At 43.0% G+C, this 11,606-nt stretch carries 9 protein-coding genes; 6 read left to right on the plus strand and 3 right to left on the minus strand.

All coding sequences use genetic code 11. From position 1 onward, the window contains the following. Positions 1 to 44 precede the first annotated feature (44 nt). The gene (locus tag ACE5CV_RS02460) at positions 45 to 1,274 is read left to right on the plus strand and encodes an aspartyl protease family protein (RefSeq protein ID WP_374948564.1); all 1,230 of its coding nucleotides are present in this window, start codon (positions 45 to 47) and stop codon (positions 1,272 to 1,274) included. A gap of 108 nt (positions 1,275 to 1,382) precedes the next feature. After that, entirely contained in the window at positions 1,383 to 3,974 is a 2,592-nt protein-coding gene (locus ACE5CV_RS02465) for a zinc-dependent metalloprotease (RefSeq protein ID WP_374948565.1), read from the plus strand. Between the two features lie 74 nt (positions 3,975 to 4,048). Here ACE5CV_RS02465 and ACE5CV_RS02470 read toward each other — a convergent pair whose 3' ends face one another. After that, positions 4,049 to 4,321 carry a hypothetical protein gene (locus tag ACE5CV_RS02470; protein WP_374948566.1) on the minus strand — a complete coding sequence of 91 codons (273 nt, stop codon included), beginning with the start codon at positions 4,319 to 4,321 and terminating at the stop codon, positions 4,049 to 4,051. A gap of 200 nt (positions 4,322 to 4,521) precedes the next feature. Between ACE5CV_RS02470 and ACE5CV_RS02475 the strand changes: the two genes are divergently transcribed. Further along, the gene (locus ACE5CV_RS02475) at positions 4,522 to 5,208 is read left to right on the plus strand and encodes a hypothetical protein (RefSeq protein WP_374948567.1); all 687 of its coding nucleotides are present in this window, start codon (positions 4,522 to 4,524) and stop codon (positions 5,206 to 5,208) included. A gap of 212 nt (positions 5,209 to 5,420) precedes the next feature. After that, entirely contained in the window at positions 5,421 to 8,399 is a 2,979-nt protein-coding gene (locus ACE5CV_RS02480; protein WP_374948568.1) for an outer membrane beta-barrel protein, read from the plus strand. Positions 8,400 to 8,466: 67 nt separating this feature from the next. Here ACE5CV_RS02480 and ACE5CV_RS02485 read toward each other — a convergent pair whose 3' ends face one another. After that, on the minus strand, positions 8,467 to 8,841 hold the full coding sequence (locus tag ACE5CV_RS02485) for a response regulator (protein WP_374948569.1): 375 nt from the start codon (positions 8,839 to 8,841) through the stop codon (positions 8,467 to 8,469). A 242-nt stretch (positions 8,842 to 9,083) separates the two neighbouring features. Between ACE5CV_RS02485 and ACE5CV_RS02490 the strand changes: the two genes are divergently transcribed. Beyond that, positions 9,084 to 9,620: a DUF4199 domain-containing protein gene (locus ACE5CV_RS02490; RefSeq protein ID WP_374948570.1), complete on the plus strand. Its 537-nt coding sequence runs from the start codon at positions 9,084 to 9,086 to the stop codon at positions 9,618 to 9,620. Positions 9,621 to 9,634: 14 nt separating this feature from the next. Beyond that, positions 9,635 to 10,012, plus strand: a complete 378-nt coding sequence (locus tag ACE5CV_RS02495; protein WP_374948571.1) for a VOC family protein — start codon at positions 9,635 to 9,637, stop codon at positions 10,010 to 10,012. A gap of 54 nt (positions 10,013 to 10,066) precedes the next feature. Here ACE5CV_RS02495 and ACE5CV_RS02500 read toward each other — a convergent pair whose 3' ends face one another. Then, positions 10,067 to 11,605 carry a YifB family Mg chelatase-like AAA ATPase gene (locus tag ACE5CV_RS02500; RefSeq protein WP_374948572.1) on the minus strand — a complete coding sequence of 513 codons (1,539 nt, stop codon included), beginning with the start codon at positions 11,603 to 11,605 and terminating at the stop codon, positions 10,067 to 10,069. Position 11,606 lies beyond the last annotated feature (1 nt).

An 11,606-nucleotide genomic window follows, 5' to 3' on the forward strand; every position in this document is an offset into this window, starting at 1 on the left:
TAATAATATTAAATTTAGCTACCAATTATAAACAGTTGTTAGCGTTGCAACAATATTTTATCCATAAACTGATATGGCTTATAGCTATTTTATGCGCTATTGTTTTGCCTTGTTACGCCCAGCACTTCGAAATAAACAGCTCGCGTAAAAACATTAACATTCCGTTTAAACTGGTGCGTAATATGGTCGTGGTGCAGTTAAGCATCAACCAGCGCGGGCCTTATAATTTCATTTTAGATACCGGGGTGGGGATCATGATCATTACAGATCCCTTACTGGCTGATTCCATTACTATCCCGAATAAACGAACCATTAAAATAAGCGGCCTTGCTAACGGCGAAGATTATGAAGCCTTGGTTACACCTGCGCTAAACATCACCATGCCCGGTATCAATAGCGTTGATGTTGGAGCGGCTATTCTTAAAAATGATTATTTTAACTTGTCTGGGTTTGTTGGCATGCCTGTACATGGTTTGCTGGGCTACGACTTTTTTAGCGGGTTTGCTGTAAAAATTAATTTTGAAGATAGCACAATCACGGTTTGTGAGCCAACAGATTTGGGCAAAATGCGCAAAATGCACAAGGTGCCTATAACGATTGAAGATAAAAAGCCGTATCTCGAAACAACCATTACTTATCAGGGTGGCAAGAAAACCAAAAACAAACTTATTATTGATCTTGGTGCCGGACACCCGCTATCACTGGAAAACCTTATTGCTAAAAACGGCCTTCCACCCAAATTTATAGCGGCTAATCTTGGTGTAGCGCTCAATGGACCAATATCCGGCTACATCAGCCGGATGGACGAGATAGATATTGGGAAATACAAGATTAAAAAGGTGATTACATCCTTTCCCGATGTTGATTACGATAAAAGACAGTATACTGTGCCAAGGGATGGCAATATGGGAATTGGGATCCTGAAACGATTTCATATTATTTTCGACTATAGCAGCGGCGCCCTTTACCTGAAGCCTAACAGTACTTACAAAAATGCTTATGAGTTTGATATGAGTGGGATGGAGTATTATGCAGGCGGCGAAAATTATCAGCATTTAATTGTTAGCCGTGTATCTCCGGGCTCACCCGCTGCTGATATAGGTATAGAAAAAGATGACGAAATCGTATCAATCAATTTAAAGCCCATTTCACACATGACAATTGAGGAGGTCGACGGGATCTTCAAATCAAGAGATGAACGGGCATTGCTTTTGGAGATTTTCCATGATAATCGTTACGATAAAGTAGTACTCACCCTAAAACGCCGCATTTAACGCGACCTTATAATTATATGTAACAAAGGCATTGTGTTATTTGAAATCCGTTATTATTACATATTTTTATCCCTTTACTAATTTCATTTAAACAATTAATTATATCCAATGAACACATCTTTACGGGTAGGTACTTACTTGCGCGTAGCTGCGGTGTCACTTGCGGTTTTTGCAAGTGCATGTGCTACCAAAAAGCAGGCTGCCCAAACTGTTACGCTTAAAACCACAAATACTCCCGGCGGATCGACCGCTACAGCAACTGTAGGACCTGCAAAAAAAGAAGGTATCAAAAAATTTAGCGACCTAATAGGTAAAGTAAAAGCCGATAATGGCCTTTTTAATACTTACAAAGTTGACGGTAAGTATTATTTTGAAATTCCCGACAGCTTATTAGAGCGCGAAATGCTGGTTGTAACCCGCTTTGTAAAGACGCCTGCCGGCTTAAAATCTTTTGGCCAGCAATACGGTGGCGAAGAAGTGAATGACCAGGTTTGGAAATGGCAGCGCCACGATAAGCAGATCTTCATCCGCGTGCCTAGCTATTCGGTAAGGGCCGATAGTACCAGCGATATGTATCAATCTGTAAAAAACTCTAATCTTGATGCGGTGTTAGCATCGTTTGATATTAAAGCTTACAACAAAGATACGACTGGCGTTTTGGTTGATGTTACAGATATGTACAATGGTGATGTACCCGCCATCAGCCTGCCGGATAATATTAAAAAGCTGTATAAAATTACTGCGCTTGATGCCGGTCGTTCATACATCGATACTATTAAGAGTTTTCCTATCAATTTGGAAGCCCGCACCCTAAAAACATTCCGCTCGGCAGAGTCGCCGACTGATAATACGAACGGTGCGCTCACTTTTGAGCTGAATACCTCAATGCTGCTGCTACCTAAAACACCGATGAAAGCGCGTTTGACGGATGCCCGTGTAGGGTTTTTTGGGCAGGAACAAACGGACTACGGTACCGATGCGCAAAAGGCAGAACGTACGGCCTACATTCACCGTTGGAAGTTGGAACCTAAAGATGAGGCCGCCTACGCCCGTGGCGAGTTGGTAGAGCCAAAAAAACAAATTGTTTACTACATCGACCCGGCTACACCCAAAAAGTGGGTTCCTTACCTTATTGCAGGTATTAACGATTGGAATAAAGGCTTTGAAGCAGCCGGCTTTAAAAATGCCATTATTGGCAAAGAAGCCCCGAGCCTTAAAGAAGACCCCGAATTTAGTACCGAAGATGCCCGTTACAGCGTTGTGCGTTACTTTGCATCAGATGTACAGAATGCTTATGGCCCGCATATATCAGACCCGCGCACAGGCGAGATCCTGGAGAGCCATGTAGGCTGGTATCACAACGTAATGAGTTTACTGCACAACTGGTATTTTATCCAAACTGCAGCTGTTAACCCCAAAGTACGAGTTGCTAAATATTCTGACGAGCAAATGGGCGAACTGATCCGTTTCGTATCATCGCACGAAATTGGCCACACCCTGGGCTTACCACACAACTTTGGCTCAAGCTACGCTTACCCTGTTGACTCTTTACGCTCCAAATCGTTTACTGATAAACACGGCACCGCACCATCAATTATGGACTATGCCCGTTTTAATTACATAGCACAACCAGGCGATAATGTTACCCATTTATACCCGCAAATAGGCGAGTACGATAAATGGGCTATCAAATGGGGATACAGCTATTTCCCGGGTAACAAAAGTGTTAAGGCAGAAAGAGAAATGCTGGATGTTTGGACCAAGAAAAATGCCGGCAATCCGCTTTACTATTTCGGCCGCCAGGGTACATCTATTGATCCGCGCCTGCAAAACGAAGATTTAGGTGATAATGCAATGAAGGCAAGTACATACGGAATTGCCAATCTGAAAAGGATTTTGCCTAATCTGGAGAAATGGAGCTTCCAAAAAGGTGAGGATTTTGAAGATGTACAAACTTTGTACAACGAGGTTATTGGCCAGTACAACCGTTACATAGGCCATGTTACTATGAACATTGGCGGCATGAACGAAAATTTTAAAACATACGACCAAACCGGCCCAGTTTATGGCTTTGTAAGCAAAAGCCTGCAGCATGATGCGGTAGACTTTTTAAATAAGCAAGTATTCTCAACCCCCTATTGGTTAATCAACAATGCCGAACTGAGCCGTTTTGATAATGGCGTTGTGATTAGCCGTATTAAAGCTGTTCAGGTTAACGCTATTGGCAATGTGATCAATGCATCGCGCATGGCACGTATGTTTGATAACGAATCTAAAAATGGCGCCAGGGCATATACTGTTGCAGAGTTATTTACCGATTTGCGTAGTGGTGTGTTTGGCACAACAAAGCCTGATCAGTTTAAACGCAACCTGCAGCGCGGGTACATTGACAACCTCAAATCGTTGTTAAATGAGGATGCAAGCCGTACGTTGCCTGGTGCTACCACTGCGCAACTCGCTAACTTAGGTTACACGCCAATTAATATAGCCCTATCGGATATCCGCCCTATGGTACGTGCCGAACTTGCCAGGATCAGCAACGGCCTTTCAAAAGGCGGCGATGCGTTAACAACTGCGCATTACGCCGATTTACGTTTACGTATTAAGGAAGCACTATACCCAACCAGGCCGGTTGTTAATGTTAGTGCAGGCACGCCGGGCCGTTTAACAGAAGAATTGGATCGGGATTTTAATTATTAATTTTATTATAAATTTTAAAGGCCTGCCCAATACCGGAGCAGGCCTTTTTTATTGCCTTACATTAAGCCGGGGGCTTACTTAAGCTGGCTGATGTTCTCAAAAAACGCTGTTTGCAAATCAAGTAGTGTTTTTACGTTAACCTTTTCACCATACATATCAAAACACAGGAATTTGGATTTTTCGTAATCGCCGGATTTGATGCGTTCAAAAAAATTGAAGGTCTCAAAAAAGTAATGCTGTGTAGTAACTTTACTTTTACCATTTGTTTGTGATGCGTTGAGCCGGAAACCAATCGCATCTATCCAACGATGCACTTTTGAGTGCAAAGACATGCTTGTATTATCCATAGGTTACGTTTTTTATTCTTTAACGAAACGCCAACATTAAAAGTTGTGCAACCCAACAAACTTTTGGAAATTAAGTTGTTCTGCATCCGGCGGATGATTATTCCAAATCAGACTAAGAAACATTTTTCCATTCAAATTAATTTGCAACTAATTATAAACGCTATCGTAAAAGCATCCACTCACTTACTTATACAACTATTATGACTACAATTAGACGTTCATTGGCACTTTTACTACTTTGCACCATAGCATTGAGTTCATGCTCAAAAAAGGGTGATCCAGGCCCACAGGGTGTGCAGGGAACAAAGGGTGATAAAGGTGACCCGGGTGCTACTGGCGCGACAGGTGCTACAGGCGCGCAAGGACCGCAAGGAGCAACCGGTGCTACAGGCGCAACCGGGGCAACAGGTGCTACGGGAGCAACCGGCGCTGTTGGTGCAACAGGCCCGCAAGGCCCACAGGGAGAAACAGGTGCTACGGGTGCAACGGGAGCTACCGGTAAAGATGGCAAGGATGGCACATCTTCCAACGTACAAAGCTTTTTGCTTACTAACCGCAGTGTAGTACTTACCGGTTTTACAACTTTTAGCGTACCTGCTATCACTCAAGATATTGTTAACCAGGGAGTGGTGCTGGTTTACTTCCGTACTACGGGCTCTACATCGGGTTATTATGCATTGCCTTATACCGAAAATGACCGCAGCATAAGCGTGTCATCATTTGGTGTTGGATATCTAAATATAAAGGCCAATTTCAACGGCTCGGGATTAGACTTTAAAGTGGTTATTGTGCCCGGTACATCATTAACCAATCTTGGCTTTACACATCCAAACTTAAACCTAAAAAACTACAGCCAGGTAGCCTCGGCTTTGCATCTGTCTAATTAACAGCGTGTAGTAAAATATATACAAGGTTTTACCGGTTAAAAAAATGAGCCCTGCCAAAGCAGGGCTTATTTTTTTTGTTATGTAACAATCCCATTGTTGATCTATTATAATATGTAACAATAATATGATTTTTTAATATTTAAATTTTATTAAATGAACATTTGCATAATAAATGTATACTACAGCCTTACAGTGAATACCCTTATCGAATTATGAAATATTTAATTTTACTTTTAGCGTTTTTATCTATTGGTGCCATACAGTCAAATGCGCAAACACGCGTTGTGCAGGGTACAGTTTTAGATACCACCAAACTATCGCTGCCGGGCAGTAATATTAAGCTTACCTCAGACAAAGGAGATAGTGTAATTACTATTGCTGATGTGAATGGTAAGTTTGCCTTTCCGGCGGTTAAAGGCACCAAAATAAACTTGGCGATAACATCCATCGGATTTCAGGCTATTATAAAACATTACACTTTAGATAACGCAACCGGGCCGGTTACCTTGCCTGCTATCATCTTAAAATCTGACACACGCCAGTTGGCTACTGTAACAATTGTTGGCGTAAACCCGGTAGTGTTTAAAGAAGATACGGTACAGTACAGCGTTGCTGCCTATAAGGTGCGCGAGAACGCGCCTATAGAGGATGTATTGAAAAAGATTCCGGGGTTAGACGTTGCCAAGGATGGATCGATCACGGCGCAGGGTAAGGCGGTTACCAAAGTAAGGGTAAACGGGAAAGACTTTTTTGGAGGAGACGTTTTAAGCGCAACCAAAAATTTGCCTGCCGATGTAATTGAAAGCGTACAGGTTGTTGATGACTACGGCGATCAGCAAAATTTGAGCGGTGTACGTACAGGTGAGCCAAATAAAATATTAAACTTTACTATCCGCAAAGATAAAAACTATGGCTACTTTGGCCAGGCGACTGCAGGCGACGGTAGCGACTTACTGCCTAAAAAAGATGGTGCCGATATTCACAATGATAATCGTTACATCGGCTTGCTAAACTTTTTTAAGTTCAAAGGCGATCAGCAAATTTCTGTACTGGGTAGCTTAAACAATACTAATGTGAACACTTTTAGCTTTGGTGCGCCAACAGGTGGCGCTGCCGGCGGTGGTGGTTTCGGCGGTGGTGGCGGCGGTGGGGGCCGGGGTAATGCACTGCGTGGCGGTAGCACAGGCTCAACAACTAATGCACCGGGTATAACTAACGCACGTTCACTAGGGTTAAATTTCAGGGATCAGTGGGGTAAAACGCTGTCTGTTTATGGCAGCTACAGTTTTAGCGATAATACTACCTTTATTAACTCTACCACCTTACAAACAAACAACTTCACTACGCCGAGTACCAGTAACCAGATTAGCCAGGAAACCAGCAATCCAATAAACCACCGCTTTAATTTTAACGTGGAGTGGAAACCTGATACGCTAAATTATTTGAAGGTTACCCCAACATTTAGCTATACCGGATCGGACGTTACCAGCTTTGATAACGTTACATCTACCAGGGCCGGCGCAACGAATTTAGCTTACACATCAAACTCGATAAGCAATACAACGTCGCCAAATTACGGCATAACGGGCTTTTACAATCACAAGTTTAAAGGCACCCGTCGCAATCTTCAGTTAGGTTTTGGGGCAAGCACCAGCAAAAACAACCAGTTTGATAACCCAACTTATAACTATACCGTTGGCGTACCAACCGCACCTATCAACCAGGTAATTTTTACCGATAGCCGCACCAGCGCTTACAACTTCAATCTATCATATTTAGAACCACTTGGTAAGGTGTCTTACCTGGAAGGGCGTTATGAATTTAACCACTCTTACACAGAAAGTGATAAAGAAACCGATACGCTGTACACATCAAACCCGGACAGGTATCACCGTTACGATCTGTTGAGCAATAATTATAATTACACCTTTACAACAAACCGCTTTGCGTTGAACTATAAAGTTGTAGAGAAGAAATATAACTTGACAGTTGGTGTTGGCGCACAGCCGGCTAAACTTGATGGATTAAACGTTAAAACCGGAATAGCTACCAGCATTTCAACCTTTAACATCATCCCTACAGCATCCTTTAATTATAACTTTTCACGCAGCCAATCATTCCGTTTAAACTACAACGGTAGCAGTAACCAGCCGGCGTTTAACCAATTGCAGCCGGTTATCGATTTCTCTAATGCATTGTACCCCGTACAAGGTAACCCCGATCTGAAACCAGAATTTACCAACAACTTGTCGTTACAATACAATGCATTTAGTTTCCAAACAGGTAACATCTTTTTAATACGGGCGCAATTTACCCAAACAGATAATAAGATAGTTCAAAATACCATTACTTATCCTTCGCAGTTTACTGCAGCTGCATTAGCTGCGAACCCTGGGTTGGCACAATTGCAAAATACCAACTTAACCAAGTACCTTAATTCAAGCGGTTATTATTCTGCAGCAGGTAACATTCTGTACTCAAAACCATGGTCGGAGCGTAAATACACTGTCATCTTAGGTTCGGGCGTGGGTTATACCAATAATATTGGTTTCTCGCAAAGTGTTGACGCGAATAATGTAGAATCGCCTTTAATTAAGAACATTGCCAAGACATTTACTTTAGCCCCGCAAGCCCGCTTCAGGATTAACATTACTGATGTGGTAGACGCTGAAGTAAACACCAGCTACGCGTTAAATAAAACAGTTAACTCGCAAAACGGTGCTTTATATAATCAAAATACCAACATCCGTGCGCTTAATCTGGGTGTCAACGGTAAAAATTACTTCTGGAAAGACTGGACTTTAAGCTATGATTATACCAAAACATTAAACTATGGCTACTCCATTCCGGTTAAAAATCCTAACATATTAAATGCTTATGTAGAGCGCCGTTTCCTGAAAGACCACAGAGGAACATTACGCCTTGCTGCATACGATTTATTCAATGAGAATACCGGCTTCTCTACCACAACCAATGGTAGCATTGTTACCCAAACCAATGTAAACAGACTGGGGCGTTATGCTTTATTAACGTTTACCCTGCGTTTGCAAAAGTTCTCGGGCAAAGCGCCGGCATCTCCTGAAAGAAGCTTCAGAGGTGGCGACGGAGGTAACAGACCGGCGGGCGGCGGCTTCGGTGGTCCTGGTGGTGGTGGCCCAGGCGGGGGCGGTCCCGGTGGCCCGCCAATGTAATAGTTGATGAAATGAAAAAGCCCCTGCTGATAAATAGTAGGGGCTTTTTATTATAGTAAAGAATTTATTAATCGTGAATTAAAACGGTATTTATAACGCGCTCCAATTCTTCCAGGTCGAATGGCTTTGCCAGGTATGTTTCGGCACCGGCATGATCTGCCAAAAGCTGAATATCACTGTTTGCCGAAAAGTAAACCACTGGAATACTTTTCAACTGCTCATCCTTTTTTAAAGTTTGTGTTGCGATAATGCCGCCTGCGTCTGGGATCCAGTTATCCATCAAAATCACGTCGGGAGATATCCCCAAAACTTTTTCGACGATGTTGTTGCAGTCGGTATAAGTGTGAACTTCCCAACCCTGCTCCTCTAAAATATAACTGCAGATGGATAAAATGTCTTCATCATCATCAAAAATGATGATCTTTTTTGCTTTATTATTCATTGGCGATAGAAGGGTGAAACTATAAATAAGTTTTAAAAAAAGCAAATAATTTAATTAGGGCTATAGCTATTTAAAAGCGCGTTTGCAATTGAATATTCTTTTAGCTGATTGCGGATTTAAAATATAACGCTGTAAATGTAAATCTTGTTATTGCCGACTATTATTTGTAAAATCATCCTAAAGTATGATTAAAGTTTTTGAACGATTTTACACTTTTGATCGATGTCTTTAAGCCCTATTCAATGAAAAAGATCATTCTTACGTACGGCCTTATAGGAGGATGTATTTCTGCAGCCTGGTTTACTATAGGCGTAAAGGCTCTGCCAAAGGATGTTAACGTTGGGATGCAGACCTGGTTGGGTTATGCTTCTATGATCGTGGCTTTGTCCATAATTTTTGTAGCAGTAAAAAGTTTCCGGGACAAATTTGGCAATGGCCAGATAACATTTGCTAAGGCTTTAAAAATCGGCCTGTTAGTAACCCTTGTAGCTTCTACCATCTACGTTGGGGTTTGGCTTATTGGTTACTACTTTTTCTTCCCAAATGCTATCGACAGTTACATAAATCAAATGAAGCAGCAGATGCAGGCTGCAGGCAAAAATGCTGCTGATATAAATAGGGAAATGGCGGGGATGGCTAAGTATAACGACCTGTACAAAAACCCATTTTATAATGCGCTGATCACTTACATGGAGATTGCGCCGGTTGGTATTGCCATATCGGTAATTGCTGCACTAATACTTAGACATAAAACGGCGGCACATACAACAAACGAATAGATATAAATTTTAATATGAAAAAAGTCACAGGACTGGGCGGCGTGTTCTTTAAGAGCAATGACCCTACAGCATTAAATGAGTGGTATGGTAAAAACCTCGGCCTGCCAACGAGCCCATACGGGACTACATTTGATTGGCGCCAGGATGACGATCCATCCAAAAAAGGGTCGACTACATGGTGTGCATTTCCAAATGATGCAGAATCGTTTAAGCCGTCTGCAAAGCCGTTTATGATCAACTACCGGGTAGAAAACCTTGTAGAATTAGCGGAGGAGCTGAAGAAAGGGAACGTTACGATTGTTGATGAAATTGCGGAATATGATTACGGCAAATTTTTGCACATACTTGACCCTGAAGGTAACATTTTAGAATTATGGGAACCAATTGACTAATTAGATATTATGCGTGCCCTGCGAATTTAAGCCAGGGCATGCACATTGCAACGTTTAGCCGGCCCAACCTTCCCTGTCAAGGCTCCTGAAATGTATAGCTTCTGCCAGATGTTCCAATTGAATCTCCTCGGCACCGGCAAGGTCGGCAATGGTACGCGCTACTTTTAATATCCGATCATAGGCGCGAGCAGACAGGCCGAGCTTTTCCATTGCTTTTTTTAGCAGGTTTTGCCCTGCCTGGCTAATTTTACAGATCTCGCGTACCATTTGCGGGCTCATCTGTGCGTTAGCATGCAATTCCGGCTTGTTGCCAAAACGGGTTGCCTGTATATCCCGCGCTTTGATCACGCGGTCACGAATGAATTCGCTGGTTTCGGCTAAGCGCTCAGATGATAATTCATCAAAGTTAACCGGTGTAACTTCTACGTGCAGATCAATCCTGTCCAGTAGTGGCCCAGAGATCTTACTTAGATATTTTTGAACGTTACCGGGCGGGCAAATACAGTCTTTTTCCGGGTGGTTATAATAGCCGCAAGGGCATGGGTTCATGCTGGCCACCAGCATGAAACTGCTTGGATAGTCAACTGTAAACTTGGCGCGTGATATAGTTACTCGGCGCTCTTCTAACGGTTGACGCATTACCTCTAAAGCCGACCGCTTAAATTCCGGCAATTCATCCAGAAATAAAACACCGTTGTGTGCCAGTGAAATCTCGCCCGGCTGCGGGTTGCTGCCGCCGCCTACCAATGCAACGTCACTTATAGTGTGGTGCGGCGAACGGAAAGGGCGGGTGGTAACCAGTGCATCAGCGGCAGATAGCTTACCCGCTACAGAATGGATCTTGGTGGTTTCTAACGATTCGTATAAGCTCAACGGCGGCAAAATTGAGGGCAGCCGCCTCGCCAGCATAGTTTTACCGGCACCCGGCGGGCCAATCAAAATTACATTATGGCCGCCTGCAGCAGCTATTTCTAACGCACGCTTAATATTTTCCTGACCGCGCACCTCGCTAAAGTCGCTGTCATAGGCAGTAAGGCTGTTATAAAACTCATCGCGTGTGTCAACAACTTCCTGATGGAGTGTGGCTGTCCCGTTAAAAAAGTCTGCAACCTCTTTTATGTTTTCTACACCATAAACTTCCAGATCGTTTACAATAGCCGCCTCGCGTGCATTTTGTTTAGGCAGAATAAATCCTTTATATTTTTCCTTGCGTGCCTGAATCGCGATTGGCAAAGCACCCTTTATAGGTTGCAACCCACCATCCAGGGAAAGTTCGCCCATGATAAGGTATTTTTCCAACTCGTCGGCATCTATCTGTCCTGAAGCAGCCAATACACCGGTAGCAATAGTTAGATCGTAAGAAGAGCCTTCCTTTTTGATATCGGCCGGAGCCATGTTCACAACTACTTGCTGCCGTGGCATGCGGTAACCGCAGTTCTTCAATGCGGATTCTATTCGGAAATAGCTTTCTTTAATAGCAACATCAGGCAGGCCTACAACAAAATACTTTGTACCGGGCGCAATATTTACTTCAACCGTTATGGTAATAGCTTCGATACCATAAACAGCGCTTCCAAAGGTTTTAACTAACACG

Origin of the sequence: Mucilaginibacter sp. (genome assembly GCF_964263795.1) — a bacterium.
Taxonomy (GTDB): Bacteria; Bacteroidota; Bacteroidia; order Sphingobacteriales; family Sphingobacteriaceae; genus Mucilaginibacter.

What these genes read in the sequence shown, in the direction of transcription:
- ACE5CV_RS02470 (WP_374948566.1), bottom strand. Translation starts at nt 4,321, where the DNA reads ATGGATAATACAAGCATGTCTTTGCACTCAAAAGTGCATCGTTGGATA.
- ACE5CV_RS02485 (WP_374948569.1), bottom strand. Translation starts at nt 8,841, where the DNA reads ATGAATAATAAAGCAAAAAAGATCATCATTTTTGATGATGATGAAGAC.
- ACE5CV_RS02495 (WP_374948571.1), top strand. Translation starts at nt 9,635, where the DNA reads ATGAAAAAAGTCACAGGACTGGGCGGCGTGTTCTTTAAGAGCAATGAC.
- ACE5CV_RS02465 (WP_374948565.1), top strand. Translation starts at nt 1,383, where the DNA reads ATGAACACATCTTTACGGGTAGGTACTTACTTGCGCGTAGCTGCGGTG.
- ACE5CV_RS02480 (WP_374948568.1), top strand. Translation starts at nt 5,421, where the DNA reads ATGAAATATTTAATTTTACTTTTAGCGTTTTTATCTATTGGTGCCATA.
- ACE5CV_RS02490 (WP_374948570.1), top strand. Translation starts at nt 9,084, where the DNA reads ATGAAAAAGATCATTCTTACGTACGGCCTTATAGGAGGATGTATTTCT.
- ACE5CV_RS02475 (WP_374948567.1), top strand. Translation starts at nt 4,522, where the DNA reads ATGACTACAATTAGACGTTCATTGGCACTTTTACTACTTTGCACCATA.